Annotated in this window: 19 protein-coding genes and 1 tRNA gene; 9 read left to right on the top strand and 11 right to left on the bottom strand. The window is 68.8% G+C overall.

Features of this window, described 5'->3' with window-relative positions; translation table 11 throughout:
- Nucleotides 1-221: hypothetical protein (locus tag ACEQZY_RS17245; RefSeq protein WP_370156082.1), on the bottom strand; the 221-nt coding region annotated here is incomplete at its 3' end.
- 82 nt (nt 222-303) lie between these two features.
- Between ACEQZY_RS17245 and ACEQZY_RS17250 the strand changes: the two genes are divergently transcribed.
- From ACEQZY_RS17250 to ACEQZY_RS17260, 3 genes are all read left to right on the top strand, one after another.
- A tRNA-Arg gene (locus ACEQZY_RS17250) sits at nt 304-380 on the top strand.
- A gap of 63 nt (nt 381-443) precedes the next feature.
- Nucleotides 444-1331: a pirin family protein gene (locus tag ACEQZY_RS17255; protein ID WP_341704495.1), complete on the top strand. Its 888-nt coding sequence runs from the start codon at nt 444-446 to the stop codon at nt 1329-1331.
- Between the two features lie 143 nt (nt 1332-1474).
- On the top strand, nt 1475-2662 hold the full coding sequence (locus tag ACEQZY_RS17260) for a 3-hydroxybenzoate 6-monooxygenase (RefSeq protein ID WP_341704496.1): 1188 nt from the start codon (nt 1475-1477) through the stop codon (nt 2660-2662).
- On the opposite strand, the gene ACEQZY_RS17265 is transcribed toward ACEQZY_RS17260, so the two are convergent.
- The 5 genes from ACEQZY_RS17265 to ACEQZY_RS17285 form a co-directional block, all read right to left on the bottom strand.
- Complete coding sequence (locus ACEQZY_RS17265) at nt 2659-3438, bottom strand: sulfite exporter TauE/SafE family protein (protein ID WP_341704497.1); 780 nt, start codon at nt 3436-3438, stop codon at nt 2659-2661. The genes ACEQZY_RS17260 and ACEQZY_RS17265 overlap by 4 nt on opposite strands.
- A gap of 15 nt (nt 3439-3453) precedes the next feature.
- On the bottom strand, nt 3454-4317 hold the full coding sequence (locus tag ACEQZY_RS17270) for an MBL fold metallo-hydrolase (RefSeq protein ID WP_370156085.1): 864 nt from the start codon (nt 4315-4317) through the stop codon (nt 3454-3456).
- On the bottom strand, nt 4314-4856 hold the full coding sequence (locus ACEQZY_RS17275) for a rhodanese family protein (protein WP_341704499.1): 543 nt from the start codon (nt 4854-4856) through the stop codon (nt 4314-4316). The genes ACEQZY_RS17270 and ACEQZY_RS17275 overlap by 4 nt, the downstream gene beginning before the upstream one ends.
- Nucleotides 4857-4870: 14 nt before the next feature.
- Nucleotides 4871-5182 carry a metalloregulator ArsR/SmtB family transcription factor gene (locus tag ACEQZY_RS17280; protein ID WP_341704500.1) on the bottom strand — a complete coding sequence of 104 codons (312 nt, stop codon included), beginning with the start codon at nt 5180-5182 and terminating at the stop codon, nt 4871-4873.
- Nucleotides 5183-5289: 107 nt separating this feature from the next.
- The gene (locus ACEQZY_RS17285) at nt 5290-6756 is read right to left on the bottom strand and encodes an ATP-binding protein (protein ID WP_341704501.1); all 1467 of its coding nucleotides are present in this window, start codon (nt 6754-6756) and stop codon (nt 5290-5292) included.
- A gap of 169 nt (nt 6757-6925) precedes the next feature.
- Between ACEQZY_RS17285 and ACEQZY_RS17290 the strand changes: the two genes are divergently transcribed.
- On the top strand, nt 6926-7351 hold the full coding sequence (locus ACEQZY_RS17290; protein WP_341704502.1) for an OsmC family protein: 426 nt from the start codon (nt 6926-6928) through the stop codon (nt 7349-7351).
- Here ACEQZY_RS17290 and ACEQZY_RS17295 read toward each other — a convergent pair.
- Nucleotides 7348-8517 carry a YbfB/YjiJ family MFS transporter gene (locus ACEQZY_RS17295; protein ID WP_370156090.1) on the bottom strand — a complete coding sequence of 390 codons (1170 nt, stop codon included), beginning with the start codon at nt 8515-8517 and terminating at the stop codon, nt 7348-7350. The two genes, ACEQZY_RS17290 and ACEQZY_RS17295, sit on opposite strands and share 4 nt — an antisense overlap.
- An 89-nt stretch (nt 8518-8606) precedes the next feature.
- Nucleotides 8607-9404: a hypothetical protein gene (locus ACEQZY_RS17300; RefSeq protein ID WP_370156092.1), complete on the bottom strand. Its 798-nt coding sequence runs from the start codon at nt 9402-9404 to the stop codon at nt 8607-8609.
- A gap of 168 nt (nt 9405-9572) precedes the next feature.
- Between ACEQZY_RS17300 and ACEQZY_RS17305 the strand changes: the two genes are divergently transcribed.
- From ACEQZY_RS17305 to ACEQZY_RS17320, 4 genes are all read left to right on the top strand, one after another.
- The gene (locus tag ACEQZY_RS17305) at nt 9573-10469 is read left to right on the top strand and encodes a DMT family transporter (protein WP_341704506.1); all 897 of its coding nucleotides are present in this window, start codon (nt 9573-9575) and stop codon (nt 10467-10469) included.
- A 12-nt stretch (nt 10470-10481) separates the two neighbouring features.
- A complete protein-coding gene (locus ACEQZY_RS17310; RefSeq protein WP_370156094.1) occupies nt 10482-12260 on the top strand; it encodes an IlvD/Edd family dehydratase in 1779 nt (592 codons plus the stop codon).
- 164 nt (nt 12261-12424) lie between these two features.
- Nucleotides 12425-13051: a 2-dehydro-3-deoxy-6-phosphogalactonate aldolase gene (locus tag ACEQZY_RS17315; RefSeq protein ID WP_370156096.1), complete on the top strand. Its 627-nt coding sequence runs from the start codon at nt 12425-12427 to the stop codon at nt 13049-13051.
- Nucleotides 13052-13089: 38 nt separating this feature from the next.
- Complete coding sequence (locus ACEQZY_RS17320) at nt 13090-13989, top strand: methyltransferase domain-containing protein (protein ID WP_370156098.1); 900 nt, start codon at nt 13090-13092, stop codon at nt 13987-13989.
- Here the strand turns inward: ACEQZY_RS17320 and ACEQZY_RS17325 are convergent.
- A complete protein-coding gene (locus ACEQZY_RS17325; protein WP_370156100.1) occupies nt 13986-14597 on the bottom strand; it encodes a TetR/AcrR family transcriptional regulator in 612 nt (203 codons plus the stop codon). The genes ACEQZY_RS17320 and ACEQZY_RS17325 overlap by 4 nt on opposite strands.
- A gap of 114 nt (nt 14598-14711) precedes the next feature.
- On the opposite strand from ACEQZY_RS17325, the gene ACEQZY_RS17330 reads away from it, so the two are divergent.
- A complete protein-coding gene (locus ACEQZY_RS17330) occupies nt 14712-15152 on the top strand; it encodes a VOC family protein (RefSeq protein WP_341705059.1) in 441 nt (146 codons plus the stop codon).
- Here the strand turns inward: ACEQZY_RS17330 and ACEQZY_RS17335 are convergent.
- Both ACEQZY_RS17335 and argJ read right to left on the bottom strand, forming a co-directional pair.
- Complete coding sequence (locus ACEQZY_RS17335) at nt 15149-15556, bottom strand: (deoxy)nucleoside triphosphate pyrophosphohydrolase (protein WP_370156179.1); 408 nt, start codon at nt 15554-15556, stop codon at nt 15149-15151. The genes ACEQZY_RS17330 and ACEQZY_RS17335 overlap by 4 nt on opposite strands.
- A 34-nt stretch (nt 15557-15590) precedes the next feature.
- Entirely contained in the window at nt 15591-16826 is a 1236-nt protein-coding gene (gene argJ / locus ACEQZY_RS17340; RefSeq protein ID WP_370156102.1) for a bifunctional glutamate N-acetyltransferase/amino-acid acetyltransferase ArgJ, read from the bottom strand.
- Nucleotide 16827 lies beyond the last annotated feature (1 nt).

Consider the following 16827-nt stretch of genomic DNA (forward strand, 5'->3'; position numbering starts at 1 on the left):
ACCGCCACGAACCGCCACGAACCGCCACGAACCGCCACGAACCGCCACGAACCGCCACGAACCGCCACGAACCGCCACGAACCGCCACGAACCGCCACGAACCGCCACGAACCGCCACGAACCGGAATGAACCAGACCCAGCCGCAGCGAACCCCGGCGAACCGGCCGCGACCGATCCGGGCCGGATTCACATGGCTGGGATTTACATGGCCGGGATTCATATGGCCGGGGCTCGCCTTGCACCGGGCGGGGCGGTCGGATATGGTCCGCCGCGTTCGTTCCGGCATGGTATTCCGGACCCGGGCACCCGTAGCTCAGCTGGATAGAGCGCTGCCCTCCGAAGGCAGAGGTCACAAGTTCGAATCTTGTCGGGTGCGCCATTCTTTTCAGGGTCTTGCGGGCCCATATCCCTTCATCAGGACCCGCCGCCGAAGGAGCCAGCCATGCCGTCTTCCGCCGCCTCTCCGAATCGTTCGCTGAAACCCGTTCTCGCCCTGCATCCGGCCGGGCGCGACGATATCGGCGACCTGACCACGCGGCGGCCGCTGCCGGGGCCGAAGATCGACCTGCTCGATCCGTTTCTCTTTCTCAACCATCACGGGCCGCAGACCTACCGGCCCGGCAATGCCGGCCTGCCCTTCGGGCCGCATCCCCATCGCGGCTTCGAGACCGTCACCTTCATCCTGGAAGGCGAGCTGGCCCATTCCGATACCGGCGGCCATGAAAGCATCATCGGCCCCGGCGGCATGCAGTGGATGACCGCCGGCTCCGGCCTCGTGCATGCCGAGCTGTCGCCCGCGAGTTTCAAAAAGAGCGGCGGGCCGCTGGAAATCCTGCAGCTCTGGGTCAACCTGCCGGCCCGGCTGAAAATGACGCAGCCGCGCTATACCGGGCTGCAAAGCGACGCGATCCCGGCCTTCCCCACCGAAGACGGCCGCGGGACGGTGAACCTGATCGCCGGCCGCTGGGCCGGCCATGCGGGGCCGGTCGAATCCCTGACCGGGGTGATGATGAGCACGGTGCTGCTGCAGCCGGGCGGGCGCTTCGCGGCGGACGGGCTCGCCGGCCGCAATGTCTTCCTCTATGTCGTGCGCGGCAGCGTGCTGGTAAATGGCCATGCGGCCGAGGCCTTCCACCTGGTGGAACTGGGCGAGGGCGATGCGGTCGAGGTGGCGGCCGGCGAGGCGGGGGCGACGCTGCTGTTCGGCCATGCCGATCCGATCGGCGAGCCGGTGGTGGCCTACGGGCCCTTCGTGATGAACACCCCCGACGAGATCCGCCAGGCCGTGCGCGACTACCAGGCCGGCCTGTTCAACAAACCTGCGGCCTAGGCGGCCCCCCGCGTCTGCGGCTGAGCCCCGCCCGCCCGGCGGGGTCATTTGACTTATTGATGACTTGACAAATCCATATAATCAGTGTACGGATTTATAGCATAAGAAACGCGCCGCGTTTTGGCATGGGAGGAAGATTGCGCATGGCTCAGGCCCCGGCCCGCATACAGGACCGTCCGGTCATCATCGTCGGCGGCGGCATCGGCGGCATGGCCGCGGCGCTGGCGCTGGCGCTGCAGGGCATCCGCTCCCTGCTGCTGGAACAGTCGGCCGGGATCCGCGAGGTCGGCGCCGGCATCCAGATCGGTCCCAATGCCTTCCGCCGCTTCGATGCCCTCGGCATCCGCGCCGCCATCGATGCCATCGCCGTTTTCCCCGACAACCTGATCATGCGCGATGCGCTGACCGGCGAGGAAGTCACCCGCGTGCCCATGGGCGAGCGCGCCCGCAAACACTGGGGCCAGCCCTATGGCGTGATCCACCGCGCCGACCTGCTGGATGCGCTGTACCAGGCCGCGCAGGCGCAGCCGCTGGTCAGCATCCGCACCGGCGCCCGGGTCGCGTCGCACAGCGATGACGGTCGCGGCGTCACCGTCACCCTGGAAGACGGCGAGACGATCGACGGCGACTGCATCATCGCCTGCGACGGCCTGTGGTCGGCCTTCCGCGAGGGCATCGTCGGCGACGGCAAGCCGCGGGTGTCGGGCCATATCGCCTACCGCGCGGTGCTGCCGGCCGCCGACGTGCCCGCCGGCCAGTACGAGAACAACGTGGTGCTGTGGGCGGGGCCGAAAACCCATCTGGTGCATTATCCCCTGCGCCGCGGCGAGCTGTATAATCTTGTCGCCGTCTTCCATTCCAGCCGCTACGAGGAAGGCTGGAACAGCTTCGGCGACGCGGCCGAGCTGGACGAACGCTTCCGCAACCAGCAGCCGCAGGTGCATGCCCTGCTCGACAAGATCGACTCCTGGCGCATGTGGGTGCTGTGCGACCGCGAGCCGGTCGCCGGCTGGACGAAGGGCCGCGTGACCCTGCTGGGCGATGCCGCGCATCCGATGCTGCAGTATCTGGCCCAGGGCGCCTGCATGGCGATGGAAGACGCCGTCTGCCTCGCCGGGAAGCTGGCCGCGCGGCGCGACGATCCCCATGCCGCCTTCACGGCCTATCAGCAGGAACGCTATCTGCGCACGGCGAAGGTGCAGGTGATGGCGCGGGTCTACGGCGATTTCTACCACGCCACCGGGCCGGTGCGCGAATTGCGCAACGCCCTGCTCGGCGGCCGCACCGCCGACCAGGCCTATGCCGGCAATGACTGGCTGTATGGCGGCTAGGGCAGCAGCGTGCGCCAGACCACATAGGCGGCTACCAGGAAGATCATCGCCGCGAAGATCTTGTTCAGCAGGCCGCGCTTCGCCGCGGCCTTCACCGCCAGCCGGGTGCCGACGAGGCCGCCGGCCAGCCCGCCGGCGATGAACAGCCCGGCGACGGTCCAGTCGATCAGGCCGGATGCCGCATAGCTGGCGGCCGTGGTCAGGCCGAAGGTGCCGACCGCGAACAGCGACGAGCCGATCGCGTTCAGCATCGGCATGCCGCTGCCCAGCATGATGCCCGGCACGATCAGGAAGCCGCCGCCGATGCCGAAAAAGCCGCTGACCAGCCCGGTCAGCAGGCCGAGCCCGACCAGCTTCACGGCGATGCCGGCATTCAGCCGCACCGCGGGATCGCCGCCGGCCGCCTGCGGGCGCAGCATGGCCAGTCCCACCGCCACCATGACGGCGGCGAAGGCCAGCACCAGGGCGCGGCCGTCCACCGCCTTGCCGATCTGGGCGCCGATGGCGGCGCCGGTGATGCCGCTGGCGGCAAACACCGCCGCGCAGCGCCATTTCACGGTGCCGCGGCGGGCATGCTGGACCAGGTTGGCGAAGGCATTGACCGAGACGGCGAGCGCGCTGGTGCCGATGGCCATATGGGTGTCGCCGATGCCGACCAGATACAGCAGCGCGGGAACGGCAAGGATCGAGCCGCCGCCGCCGACCAGGGCCAGCGAGAAGCCGACGGCGGCGCCGGAGCCGAGCGTCAGCCCGGTCTGCAGGGCGGAAAGCATCATGGTGCGGCCGTCAGCTCAGAGGGCGTCGACCGGCAGCTTCAGATAGCGCATGCCATTGGGCTCCGGCGGCGGCAGGCTGCCGGCCCGCATGTTCACCTGCACGGAGGGCAGGATCAGCCGCGGCATGCCCAGCGTGGCGTCGCGCTGCTGCCGCATGGCGGCGAAGGCATCCTCGCTGATGCCGTCATGCACATGGATGTTGTGCGCGCGTTCTTCTGCCACCGTGGTCTCCCAGCGGTAATCGTCGCGGCCGGGCGCCTTGTAGTCGTGGCAGAGGAACAGCCGGGTCTGCGGCGGCAGGGCGAAGATTTTCCGGATCGAGCGGTAGAGCTGGCGGGCATCGCCGCCGGGGAAATCGCAGCGCGCGGTGCCGTAATCGGGCATGAACAGGGTGTCGCCGACAAAGGCGGCATCGCCGATCACATAGGTCATGCAGGCCGGCGTATGGCCCGGCGTGTGGATCGCGCGCGCCTCGATGCTGCCGACGCGGAAGGTTTCGCCGTCGCGGAACAGGTGGTCGAACTGGCTGCCGTCGCGGGCGAATTCGGTGCCGGCATTGAACACCTTGCCGAAGGTGTCCTGCACCACGGTGATGTTGAAGCCGATGCCGAGCCTGCCGCCGACCTGCTGTTTCAGCCATGGCGCCGCCGACAGGTGATCGGCATGCACATGGGTCTCGAGGATCCAGTCGACGGTCAGGCCCCGGTCGCGCACGAAGGCGACGATGGCCTCGGCCGACTTTTTCGAGGTGCGGCCGGAGGCGGGGTCGAAATCGAGCACGGAATCGACGATCGCGCAGGCCTTCGTCGCCGGGTCGCTGACCACGTAGCTGACAGTGAAGGTATCCTCATCGAAGAAGGCGCGGATTTCGGGGGTCATGCGGCGGCTCCGGACAGGAATTTGCGGTTCCACGGCATCAGTGCCAGCAGCCGGGCCATGCCGCAGAAGCCGGTCAGGCCGGCCATCAGCAGCCCGGCGCCGACAAAGCCGCTGAGCAGGATGAAGGCGGGATGCACGAGGAATGCCAGTATCGCGCCCAGCAGGGCGAGGCCGCCGGCGCCGATCTGCACCTGGCGCTGCAGGTCGAGCGGCACGCGGGCATCGAAATGCACCGGCAGGCCGGCCTGCTTCCAGGCATCGAGGCCGCCATCGAGCAGATAGGCCTCGCGGAAACCCTTGGCCAGCAGCCGGCCGGCATTGAGCGCCGTGCGGTTGCCGGAGCGGCAGGTGAAGACGGCGATGCGGTCGCGCTCGGCATCGAAATCATGGGCATCGATGCCGGCGAGCGGCACCAGGCGGGCGCCGCGGATATGTTCGCGGGCATATTCCGCCGGCTCGCGGATGTCGATCAGGATGGCGGTGCCGTCCTGCAGATGCTGCTGCAGGATCTGGGGGGTGATTTTCGGAAGCAGGCTCATGGGTCTCTCGCTGTTCAGGTCGCGGGGTTGCAGAACTGCTCGTAGAGCAGGGCGATCAGGGTGGCGACGCGGCGGTCGGCCAGCCGGTAATGGATCGTCTGGCCCTCCCGGCGGGTTTCCACCAGGCCGTCCTGGCGCAGCCGGTTGAGATGCTGCGACAGGGCCGACTGGCTGAGACCGACCAGGTCGGCCAGCCGGCCGACGGAACTTTCGCCTTCCATCAGGCGGCACAGGGTCAGCAGCCGCTTTTCATTGGCGAGGATGCGCAGGAAGCGGCTGGCTTCGGCGGCGCTTGCGGTCATGCGTTCCAGGTCGGCAGGCTTCACGGGCGGCCTCATACTTTAGCTGTTCATTATTTAGTATATTCTAATATAATATTCAACAGGCAATTGATGATAAATTAAAGTATTCTATTTCAGTGAATTAAGGGGATTCAGGCGGCATTGGCGGCTTCACCGGCCTGCAGGCGGACCGGCAGCCAGACCTCGGCCACGGTGCCACGCCCGGGCTGGCTGCTGATCTCGAGCCGCCCGCCCAGCAATTCGGCCATCTGCCGCGTCAGCGGCAGGCCGAGCCCGGTGCCGCCCCGGCGCCGGCTGAACGGGTGGCCGACCTGACCGAATGGCGCCATCACCTTCGCCATGTCCCGGCCGTGGATGCCGATGCCGGTATCGCTGATCCGGAAACTGAGCCAGCCCTGCACGGAACGCACCGTCAGCAGCACGCGGCCGCCGGGCGGGGTGAATTTCACGGCATTGCTCAGCAGGTTGAGCAGGACCTGGCGCAGCTTGCCGGCATCGCTGGCGGCCGGCGGCAGGGGCGCGGGAATGTCCAGTGCCAGTTCCACGCCTGCGGCAGCGGCTTCCTTTTCGAACAATGCCAGCGTGCTGCGGGCCAGTGCATCCGCATCATAATCGACCGGGGTGACCTCCATCTTGCCGGCTTCGATCTTGGACAGGTCGAGCACGTCGTTGATGATCTGCAGCAGATGCCGCCCGGCATCCAGCACATTCCGGGCATAGCCGATATAGCGGCGGTTGCCGATCGGACCGAAATACTGCTGCTCGATCAGCTCGGTAAAGCCGATGATGGCATTCAGCGGGGTGCGCAGTTCGTGGCTCATGTTGGCGAGGAACTGCGATTTCGCCTCGCTGGCGAGCTCCGCCTCGCGCTTGGCGAAGACGAGATCGGTATTCTCGCGACGCCGGCGGTCGATCTCGCGCTCGGCCCAGAAGGCAACCCACAGGATCAGCAGGAAGGCGGCGCCGAATACCGCGGCAATCACGATCCGGCTCTGGTTCACCCTGGCGGTGACCGCATGGTAGGTGTCGGTCACATCGGCATAGACTTCAAGCACGGCAACCGGTTCCGGCCCATGTGCGTGGTCGATCATCGGCATGTAGCTCTGCACAATATGCACGTCCTGCAGGTCGCCCTGCGCGGCGGCAAAGCGGGCGCGGTGTTCCAGCGCACTGGTCACGGTCCCGGTCAGCGCCGCCTGCAATGCCGGACTGCTGTACTTGTTGCTGCCGATTTCCTCGGGGCGCGAGGAAAACACCGTCAGGCCGCGGCGGTCATACAGCTTGAATTTGAGGATCCGGGTCCCCTCGGTGAGGGCGGCCGCCTCGGACAGCAGATTCTGGGTCAGCAGGTGATTGTAGATGGTCTGGGCATCAAACCGATGCGCCGTGGTCAGGAAAGCCGCGTAGCGGGGCCAGATCATGTTGATGAACAGGCGGTTGAGCGACAGCGCCGTATCTTCGCTGACCCGGGCGATATTCTCGTAGGCATTGCGGCGGATCACGTGGTCGAGAATGACGGCGCTGGCCAGAAGAATCACCAGCGCAGCCACGCCCACGGCAAGGCTGACGATGCGCAGTCTGTCGGTCCAGTGCGGCAAATCCGGTCCCCCGTCCTGTGCCACGCATGGAAGTATATGGTATGCGGCCACAGGAGTCCCGGTTGTGTGACTGGGCGTGTGTGACTGGGACGTATGCGGCGGTTTCCCTGCTGCCGGCCTTGCGGCAGTATGACCCGCCCAGCCGGGCGGCATGATCCGGGAGAGAATGATGAACGCGACACCTGCGGAAACGCGCGAGGTCACCGTCGGCGAAAGCGGCCTCGGCCCCTATGGCCAGATCGTGGTGGCCGGCCGCCATGTCATGGGGGCGGACGAGGCGGAAAGTCTCGGCGGCCGCGATACCGGGCCGGATCCCTACGCGTTCCTGATGTCTGGCCTGGGCTGCTGCACGGCGATGACGATGCGCATGTATGCCGACCAGAAGGGCATCCCGCTGCGCCGGTCGTCGGTGACGGTGCGCCACAGCAAGCAGCCCGGTACCGATGGCAAGCCGCGCGACCGTTTCGAGCGGCTGATCACCCTGGAGGGCGAACTGTCGGCCGAGCAGCGCGAGAAACTGCTGGCGATCGCCAACAAATGCCCGGTGCACCAGACCCTGACCCGCGGCTCCGACATCGATACCGCCCTGGTCTAGGGCTGTTCACCGGGGTTGCGTACGAAGACCGACAGGATCATCGCCACGGTCAGGCCGATGCCGCCGATGGCGAACAGCATGTAATAGGAATGCCAGGTGTCGAACAGCCACGACATCGCATAGCCGGTGGCCGCCGTCGAAATGGCGAAGCCGCCGGTCAGCCAGCCCCAGACCTGCCGGTGGCCGGCAAAGCCGACCAGTTCGGCGACCCGGCCCGAGGCCAGTGCCGAGATGCCCGGCGTCAGCGCGCCGACCACCAGGGCGGAGGCGGCCAGTGCCACCGGATGCTGGGTGGCGATCGGCAGTACCACGAAAGCCGCCTTGATGCCGATGCCGGCGGTCATGCTGCGGTAGAAGCCGAGCCGTTCGGCCACCAGCCCGGCCAGCACCGGGCCGCACATGGCGCCCAGCCCGAAGAAGATCCAGAAGAAGCCGCCAGCCTCGATGCCGCGGCCGAGCCCGCGGGCGATGAAGTCGGCCCAGAACACGGTATGCGGCACGAAGGCGGCGCAGTCGAGCATGTAGGCGACCAGCAGCAGCGCCACCGGCCGCGTGAAGTAACGGGCCGGCACCGCCAGGGCGATGGCCGGCGCCGTCGCATCGGCGGCCGGTTCGGCGGCCCATTGCCGCCAGGTCAGCACGGCCAGCACGGCCGTCACCGCGGCCATGCCCAGCCAGATCGCCGCGGGGCCACGGTCAGCCAGCGCCGGCACCAGCGTGCCCGACGCGATCACGCCGATGCCGACCCCGGTGAAGACGATGCCGTTGCTGCGGGCGCGCAGCGCGACCGGGGCGCGGGCCAGCATCACCGGCACGGCCGCCACCATCAGCAGGCCGCCGGTAAAGCCGGCCAGGAAACGCCAGGGCGCCAGCCAGGCAAAGCCCCAGGGCAGGCTGCAAGCCAGCAGGCTGGCGGCGGTGACAGCCATGGCGGCCTGTGCCAGCCGCGCCGGCGGCACCAGCCGCGACAGCCAGGCCGCCAGCAGGCTGCCGCCGACATAGCCGGCCAGGTTGGTGGCGCCCAGATAGGCGGCATCGCCGGCATCGAGCCAGCGATGCTGGATCAGAACCGGGATCAGCGGCGTGTAGCCGAAGCGGGCAATGCCGATGCCGACGAGCAGCGCGCAGAGTCCGGCGAGGGAGTCGCGCCAGAAGGTAGGAATCATGATGGTTGGCCGGGCCGGGGGAAGCGAGAAGGCCGCGACATGCTAGCGCATGCCATGGCCGGCCGCGACGGCCCCGCCGCCGGAATTATTCACTTGCCGAACAGGCCCTTCAGCTTCTCGGCGGCCCCGCCGGCGGCGCCGCCGACACTGCCGGCCCCGTCTTTCAGCCCATCCTTGAGCAGCGTGCCGAGCTGCTTCTGCAGGTCGCTGGCGGCAATCTTCGAGGCTTCGGCGCTGATCGTGCCGAGCACGCGCTGCGCCACTTCCGCCGGCGAGGCGCCGCCCTTGTCCCGGCCGATATTCTTCAGCTGGATGGTCGGCAGGGTGGAAGACAGGCTCCTGCCCTGCAGGGCCGCCGCGCTGATGCCGATCCTGCCGCCACTGATCACCAGGTCCTCGATGACGATCTTGCGCTCCCCGGCCTTGTCCTCCGGGGATGCAGCCGGGCTGCTGCTGCCGCCGGACTTGCCGCCGCCGCCGAACTGTGCGGCATAGGCCTGCAGGTTTTTCTGCAGCACGTCGAGATTGCTGCCGCCCGAGGCGAATTCATAGGTGATCGCCGGCTGCTGGATCAGCACCTGCTTGATCACGATGGGATTGGACTGCAGCGAGGCGATGTCCAGGGTGACGCTGATATCGCCCAGCGACATCGCCTCCGGCGTATTGAAGCCCTTCGGGTTGCCGACCACCAGCCCGCGCAGGCCGGCCCGGCCTTCGGTCGCCGCGATATCGACGCCTTTCAGGGTGACGCTGGCCTGGGTGGCTTCCGAGCCGTATTTCTCGATGGCCGCCTTGACGATGCCGTCGAGGTTGCTGGCGAGGAAATAGGCGCCGCCGGCGATGGCGATCACGACGACGGCAATGGCGAGGGCGATTTTCTTCATCATGGCGCGGTCCTTCCGGTCGGCTGCGATACCGGCGGCCAGTATCGGCCGCCCGGCAGCCCGCGGCAACCATCCGTTGCGGGCATGGGCGGCAGGGCCGTGCTTGAGCGGGACAGGCGGCACTGCTAGCGTGCGGGGCCACCCGGAAGAGAACGGCGGAAAGAAGACTCAATGACAGAGGCCAGGTCAGCGGATGGCGCGGCGGCGATGGCGGCGGCGCACTGGCAGGGTATCGCCTTCATGCTGCTGGGATCGGCGCTGTTCACCTTCAATGACGCGCTGGGCAAATGGATGGTGGCGAGCCTTGCGGTCGGCCAGATCCTGTTCGTCCGCTCGCTGTCGGCGATGCTGATCCTGCTGCCGCTGGTGATCCGTGCCGGCTGGCGCGAGACCTTCGTGGTGCCGCAGCCCGGCCGCCACCTGCTGCGGCTGGTGCTGATCGTGGCGGAAGTGAGCTGCTTCTACCTTTCCGTCCGCCACCTGCCGCTGGCCGATGTGATGGCGGTTTACCAGGCGACGCCCCTGCTGGTTACCGTGCTGGCGATCCCGCTGCTGGGCGAACGGGTCGGCTGGCGCCGCGGCTTTGCCGTGCTGGCAGGGTTCGGCGGCGTGCTGCTGGTGCTGCAGCCCGAGGCGGGCGTGTTCAGCGCGCCGGCCCTGATCGCGCTGGCCGGCAGCCTCGGTTACGCTTTGATGATGATCGCCACCCGCGACCTGCGTGCCGCCAGCGCGCTGTCGCTGATCGTCTTCCACACGCTGGCGGTGGGGCTGGCCGGCCTGCTGGCCCTGCCCTGGGGCTGGCATCCGCTCGACATGGACGCCGTGCTGCTGCTGGCGCTGATGGGCGTGGTGGCGACGGCGGGGCATATGTGCGTGAACCAGGCCCTGCGGCTGGCACCGGCCGCCACCGTGGTGCCCTATACCTACACGTCGCTGCTATGGGCCATTCTGCTGGGCTGGCTGGTCTTTGCCGACCGGCCGACCATGCCGATGCTGGCCGGCGGTGCCATCATCGTCGCCAGCGGCCTGTTCGTGCTGCACCGCGAACGCCAGATAAAACCGTCATGAGGGAGTGACACGATGACCGGCAGGAAACGCCTGCGCAGCCGCGCCTGGTTCGACGATCCCAGCGATCCGGGCATGACCGCCCTGTATCTGGAACGCTACCTGAATTACGGCCTGACCCTGGGCGAGCTGCGCGGCGGCAAGCCGATCATCGGCATCGCCCAGTCGGGCAGCGACCTGTCGCCCTGCAACCGGCATCATCTGGAACTGGCTGCGCGCGTGCGCGACGGCATCCGCGATGCCGGTGGCATTCCCATCGAATTCCCGACCCATCCGATCCAGGAAAGCAGCCGCCGGCCGACCGCCGCGCTGGACCGCAACCTGCTGTACCTGACCCTGACCGAGCTGCTGCACGGCTATCCGCTGGATGGCGTGGTGCTGACCACCGGCTGCGACAAGACCACGCCGGGCATGCTGATGGCGGCGGCCGGCGTCGATATTCCGGCCATCGTGCTGTCGGGCGGCCCGATGCTGGACGGCTGGTACAAGGGCAAGCTGGCCGGTTCGGGCACCGTGCTGTGGCATGCCCGCGAGCTGCTGGCGGCCGGCTCGATCGATTACGACGAATTCCTCGAGATGGTGGCCTCGTCGGCGCCGTCGGCCGGGCATTGCAACACCATGGGCACGGCTTTGTCGATGAACAGCCTGGCCGAGGCGCTCGGCATGTCGCTGCCGGGCTGTGCGGCGATTCCGGCGCCGTACCGCGAGCGCGGCCAGATGGCCTACGAGACCGGCCGCCGCGCCGTCGAGATCGTGCACGAGGATCTGCGTCCGTCGAAGATCCTGACCCGCGCCGCCTTCGAGAATGCCATCGTGGCGGCCAGCGCGCTGGGGGCCTCCACCAACTGTCCGCCGCATGTCACCGCCATCGCCCGCCATGCCGGCGTCGAACTGGATGTGAAGGACTGGGACACGGTCGGCTATCATGTGCCGCTGCTGGTGAACTGCATGCCGGCCGGCGAATATCTCGGCGAGGCCTTCCACCGCGCCGGCGGCGTGCCGGCGGTGCTGAAGGAACTGCTGCAGGCCGGCGAACTGCGCGGCGACGCGCTCACCGTCAACGGCCGCACCATGGCGGAAAACCTGGCAGCCGTGCCGGCACCCGACCGCGCGGTGATCCGCAGCCACGATGCACCGCTGCTGCCCGAGGCCGGCTTCGCCGTGCTGTCGGGCAGCCTGTTCGACGCGGCCGTGATGAAGACCTCGGTGATCTCGGCCGCCTTCCGGAAACAGTATCTCGAACGGTCAGGCGACCCCGATGCCTTCGAGGGCACCGCCATCGTGTTCGACGGGCCGGAGGATTATCACGCGCGGATCAACGATCCGGCCCTGCCGGTGGATGCGAACAGCATCCTGTTCATCCGCTATTGCGGGCCGGTCGGCTATCCGGGCGGTGCCGAGGTGGTCAACATGCTGCCGCCCGACCGGCTGGTGCGTGCCGGGATCACCCTGCTGCCCTGCATCGGCGACGGCCGGCAGAGCGGCACCTCGGCCAGCCCGTCGATCCTGAATGCGGCGCCGGAGGCGGCGGCGGGCGGCGGGCTGGCGCTGCTTGCCACCGGCGACCGCGTGCGCATCGACCTGCGCCGGCGCCGCGCCGATATCCTGATCGACGATGCCGAGCTGCAGAAGCGCCGTGCCGCCTGGGCGCCGCCGGCGCTGCCGAATGCGACGCCGTGGCAGGACCTGCACCGCCAGCATGTCGGCCAGCTCGACCGCGGCGGCTGCCTCGATTTCGCAGTGCAGTACCAGAAGATCGACGAGACCGCCGGAATCCCGCGGCACAGCCACTAGGCCGGACCGTAAGCGGCCCGCCGCTAAAAGCCGGTGCGCCGGCTGCCGCGCGGGTCTATCATGGCGGACAGAAGGCCCGCGCCGGGCGGCATTGCAGGCGGACCGGAAGCCGCCGCCGCACCGGACAACCGCCGGGCCCCTGATCGGGAGGACCGGATATGGCCATGGCCGTGCAACCGCTTTCCCACTGGCTCGGCCAGTGTCCCCTCATCGCCATGCTGCGCGGCATCACGCCCGACGAGGCGCTGCCGGTCGGCGAGGCGCTGTATGACGCCGGCTTCCGCATTCTCGAAGTGGCGATGAATTCGCCCGATCCGCTGGAAAGCATTGCCCGGCTGTCCGACCGCTTCGGCGACCGCGCCCTGATCGGCGCCGGCACGGTGATGGACTGCGGCACGGTGCGCCGCATCGCCATGGCCGGCGCGCAGCTGATCGTCACCCCCCATGCCGATGCCGATGTCGTGCAGAAGGCCAAGATCCTGAACATGATCGCGGTGCCCGGCTTCGCCACGCCCACCGAGGCCTTCCGCATGATCGCCGCCGGCGCCGACGGGCTGAAGCTGTTCCCGGCCGAGGCCTTCACGCCGGCGATGCTGCGCGGCCTGCGTTCGGTGCTGCCGCGCGAGATGCCGGTGCTGCCGGTCGGCGGCATGGACGAGCATACGATGCCGGACTGGCGCGCCGAGGGCGCCGCCGGCTTCGGCATCGGCCGCGCCCTCTACGTGCCGGGCCGGCCGGCCGCCGAGGTGGGCCAGCGCGCCCGCCGGCTGATGGGCCACGTCTACGCCTGAGCCTGTCGCCTGGTGGCCGGTCATGGCAGAATGACGCCATGACCGACACCATGCAGGTATTCGACCGCGCCGCCAAACGGCGCCAGCGCCGCCGCGCCGCCGCCCTGGCGGGCGACCATGATTTCCTGCGCGCGGCCGTGGCCGACCGCCTGCTCGACCGGCTCGACGACATCAAGCGCCGTTTTCCGCTGACCCTGGTGCAGGGCTGCGACGGTGCGTGGCTGCAGCCGCATCTCGCCGGCCGTGGCGGCATCGAAACGCTGGTTTCGCTGGATCCGGTGGCCTCCGCCGCGCCGCTGCATGTGGTGGGCGACGAGGAATTCCTGCCTTTCGCCGCCGGGCAGTTCGACCTGGTGATCGCGCTGATGAACCTGCACTGGATCAACGACCTGCCCGGTGCCCTGATCCAGATCCGCCGCGCCCTGAAGCCCGACGGCCTGTTCCTCGGCGCCATGCTGGGCGGCCAGACGCTGACCGAATTGCGGCAGGCCTGGCTGGCGGCCGAAAGCGAGATCGAGGGTGGCGTCAGCCCGCGGGTCTCGCCGATGGCGGAAACCCTGGACGGTGCCGCCCTGCTGCAGCGCGCCGGCTTCGCGCTGCCGGTGGCCGACAGCGAGATGCTGACCGTCACCTATGGCGATCCCTTCCGCCTGATGCAGGACCTGCGCGGCATGGGCGAGACCAATGCCGCCGCCGGCCGCCGGCGCGGCTTCACCCGGCGGGCGACCCTGCTGCGCATGGCCGAACTGTACCGCCAGCGCCATGCCGGGGAAGACGGCCGCATCCCGGCCAGTTTCGAGGTGATCACCCTGACCGGCTGGTCGCCGCATGAAAGCCAGCAGAAGCCGCTGCGGCCCGGCAGTGCCGCGCACAGCCTGGCGGCGGCGCTGGACACCGTGGAATATCCGCTGGGCGACAGGACAGGGCCGCGGCGCTAGCCGTCGCCCGCTGCAAACAGCATGCGCAGGATGCGGTCGAAGACCGCGTCGGCGGCGGCCCGCGCGGCGCGCTCGTCCTTCGCATCCGCCAGCCACAGCACGGCCTCGTTCATGGCGCCGCTGAGCAGGTAGGTCAGGGCCTCGGCCGGCAGGCGGCGGCCGGCCGGCAGCGCGGCCAGTGCCGCATCGATGCCGGCGCGCAGCGAGCGGCCGCCATGGCGTGCATCGATCTCGCGCCAGCGCGGCCAGCCGATCACCGAGGGGGCGTCGATCAGGTAGATCTGCCGGGTGCCGGGCTCCAGGCAGGCATCGAGGAAGGCACCGGTGCCGCGCACCAGGGCGTCGACGGGCGAGGCGGCCTGACCGGCCGCCGCCTCGATGGCCGCCAGCACATCCTGGGCGACGGTTTCCACCACCGCCTCGAACAGGGCCCGCTTGTCGGCGAAGTGATAGTAGAGCGCGCCGCGGGTCACCCCGGCGGCGGCCACCACATCCTCGGTGCCGGTGCCGGCATAGCCGCGGGCGGCAAACAGGGCGCGGGCGGTGGCCAGCAGGGCTGCCCGGGTCGCCGCGTGTTTCTCCGCCTTGCTCTGCCTTCTCTCTTGCATACATACACCCTGTATGTTTATATATCCCCGACCGCTGCCGCTGTCGATCCCCGCAATGGCAGCGATTCGCCCGGAAGCCCAGACCTCCGGATCATGCCGGAAAGGAGCCTCGTCATGAAACTCACCAGCTATTACCCCGTCATCTGCACCGACCGGCTGCCGGCGACCGTGGCCTTCTGGCGGCAGCATTTCGGCTTCGTGCCCGCTTTCGAAAGCGACTGGTATGTCCATCTCAGCAGCGCGGCGGCGCCGGGCGTGCATCTGGCGGTGCTGGACCACAGCCATCCGACCATCCCGGAAGGCTATCGCCGGCCGGTGCAGGGGCTGCTGCTCAATTTCGAGGTCGAGGATGTGGATGCGGAATACGCGAAGGCGCAGGCGGCGGGGCTGGATATCCGGCTGTCCCTGCGCGACGAGGCCTTTGGCCAGCGGCATTTCATCCTGGCCGACCCGGCCGGCGTGCTGGTCGATGTGATCAAGCCGATCCCGCCTTCCGAGGAATTCGCCGCGCAGTTCTCGGCCGCGGCCCTGGCCGAAACCGGCGCTGGCGCCTAGAGCAGGTCGATCAGCATCGCCACCAGCGGCCGGTCGGCCGGCGGCATGTCCAGGCTGCCCATCTTCACCGGCCGCACCCATTTCATCGCCTGCCCCTCGCGCGGACTGGGCTGGCCGGCCCAGCGCCGGCAGACATACAGCGGCATCAGCAGGTGGAAGTCGTCATAGGCATGGCTGGCAAAGGTGTAGGGCGCGAGGCAGGCGGCGCTGATATCGAGGCCGAGTTCTTCCTGCAGCTCGCGCACCAGCGCGGCCTCCGGCGTCTCGTCCGCCTCGACCTTGCCGCCCGGGAATTCCCACATGCCGGCCAGCTTCTTGCCTTCCGGCCGCTGGGTCAGCAGCACGCGGCCATCGGCATCGACCAGTGCCACGGCAACCACCAGCACCACCGGTTTCGGCGCCATCAATGCCCCGGCATCGCCGGGGCAGAGCGGATCGTCAGCTGCGATAGTCGGCATTGATGTCGATATAGCCGTGGGTCAGGTCGCAGGTCCACACGCGTGCGGCACCCTTGCCGATGCCGACATCGACGGCAATGCGCACGTCGCTGCCCTTGAAATGCTTGGTCGCATAGGCATCGTCGTGATCGGGCCGCACCATGCCGTTGCGGGTGACCGGCCGGTCGCCGATCCTGATCACCAGCCGGTCGCGGTCGGCCGGCTCGGCCGACTTGCCGACCGCCATGACGATGCGGCCCCAGTTGGCATCGGCGCCGGCAATCGCCGTCTTCACCAGCGGCGAATTGGCGATGGCCCGCGCAATGATGCGGGCCGAGGCGTCGCTCTTGGCGCCGGTCACGTCGATGGTGACCAGCTTCTGGGCGCCTTCGCCGTCGCGTGCCACCTGCTGCGCCAGTTCGGCCATCACCTCGGTCAGGGCGCGGCGGAAATCCGCCAGCCGCTTGTCGGACGGTTTGGCATGCGGCGTATTGCCGGCCTGGCCGGTGGCGAACAGCAGCACGGTATCCGAGGTCGAGGTGTCGCCGTCCACCGTCAGGCAGTTGAAGCTCTGGTTCGCCGCCGCCTTCAGCAGGCCCTGCAGGGTTTCGGCCGGCAGCTTGGCGTCGGTGACGAAGAAGGCCAGCATGGTCGCCATGTCCGGCGCGATCATGCCCGAGCCCTTGCAGAAGCCGTTGATGGTGACCGGCCTGCCGTCGATCTGGCAGGTGGTGCTGGCCAGCTTGGGGAAGGTGTCGGTGGTCATGATGGCGCGGGCGGCCTTCATCCAGTCGCCGGGCGCCAGCGCTGCCTTCAGCTTCGGCAGCTGGGCGACGATCTTCTCGGCCGGCAGGATCTGGCCGATCACGCCGGTCGAGGCGAGGAAGACCTCGGCCGCCTTGCAGCCCAGCGCCTTGGCGGCACCATCGGCGGTGGCCTTCACCGCCTGCTGGCCGGCCTTGCCGGTGAAGACATTGGCGATGCCGGCATTGACCACCAGCGCGCGGGCGCGACCGGCCGGCAGCATCTTGCGGCACCATTCCACCGGCGCGCCGGGCATCGACGAGCGGGTGAACACGCCGGCCACCGTGGTGCCGGCGGCGAACTGCATCACCAGCAGGTCGTCGCGGCCCTTGTAGCGCATGCCGGACAGGCCGGTGGCAAGCTGCGCGCCGGCGATGGCGGGCAGCGAGGGGTAGCTGGTGGGCGCGAGCGGCGAGACCGGATGCGCGGCCATG

It is taken from the genome of Ferrovibrio sp. (genome assembly GCF_964218355.1).
Classification (GTDB): domain Bacteria; phylum Pseudomonadota; class Alphaproteobacteria; order Ferrovibrionales; family Ferrovibrionaceae; genus Ferrovibrio.

Bases quoted from the DNA above. Each gene is read 5' to 3' on its own strand.
- ACEQZY_RS17255 (WP_341704495.1), top strand. From the start codon at position 444: ATGCCGTCTTCCGCCGCCTCTCCGAATCGTTCGCTGAAACCCGTTCTC.
- ACEQZY_RS17260 (WP_341704496.1), top strand. From the start codon at position 1,475: ATGGCTCAGGCCCCGGCCCGCATACAGGACCGTCCGGTCATCATCGTC.
- ACEQZY_RS17265 (WP_341704497.1), bottom strand. From the start codon at position 3,438: ATGATGCTTTCCGCCCTGCAGACCGGGCTGACGCTCGGCTCCGGCGCC.
- ACEQZY_RS17270 (WP_370156085.1), bottom strand. From the start codon at position 4,317: ATGACCCCCGAAATCCGCGCCTTCTTCGATGAGGATACCTTCACTGTC.
- ACEQZY_RS17275 (WP_341704499.1), bottom strand. From the start codon at position 4,856: ATGAGCCTGCTTCCGAAAATCACCCCCCAGATCCTGCAGCAGCATCTG.
- ACEQZY_RS17290 (WP_341704502.1), top strand. From the start codon at position 6,926: ATGAACGCGACACCTGCGGAAACGCGCGAGGTCACCGTCGGCGAAAGC.
- ACEQZY_RS17295 (WP_370156090.1), bottom strand. From the start codon at position 8,517: ATGATTCCTACCTTCTGGCGCGACTCCCTCGCCGGACTCTGCGCGCTG.
- ACEQZY_RS17300 (WP_370156092.1), bottom strand. From the start codon at position 9,404: ATGATGAAGAAAATCGCCCTCGCCATTGCCGTCGTCGTGATCGCCATC.
- ACEQZY_RS17305 (WP_341704506.1), top strand. From the start codon at position 9,573: ATGACAGAGGCCAGGTCAGCGGATGGCGCGGCGGCGATGGCGGCGGCG.
- ACEQZY_RS17310 (WP_370156094.1), top strand. From the start codon at position 10,482: ATGACCGGCAGGAAACGCCTGCGCAGCCGCGCCTGGTTCGACGATCCC.
- ACEQZY_RS17315 (WP_370156096.1), top strand. From the start codon at position 12,425: ATGGCCGTGCAACCGCTTTCCCACTGGCTCGGCCAGTGTCCCCTCATC.
- ACEQZY_RS17320 (WP_370156098.1), top strand. From the start codon at position 13,090: ATGACCGACACCATGCAGGTATTCGACCGCGCCGCCAAACGGCGCCAG.
- ACEQZY_RS17325 (WP_370156100.1), bottom strand. From the start codon at position 14,597: ATGCAAGAGAGAAGGCAGAGCAAGGCGGAGAAACACGCGGCGACCCGG.
- ACEQZY_RS17330 (WP_341705059.1), top strand. From the start codon at position 14,712: ATGAAACTCACCAGCTATTACCCCGTCATCTGCACCGACCGGCTGCCG.
- ACEQZY_RS17335 (WP_370156179.1), bottom strand. From the start codon at position 15,556: ATGGCGCCGAAACCGGTGGTGCTGGTGGTTGCCGTGGCACTGGTCGAT.
- argJ (WP_370156102.1), bottom strand. From the start codon at position 16,826: ATGGCCGCGCATCCGGTCTCGCCGCTCGCGCCCACCAGCTACCCCTCG.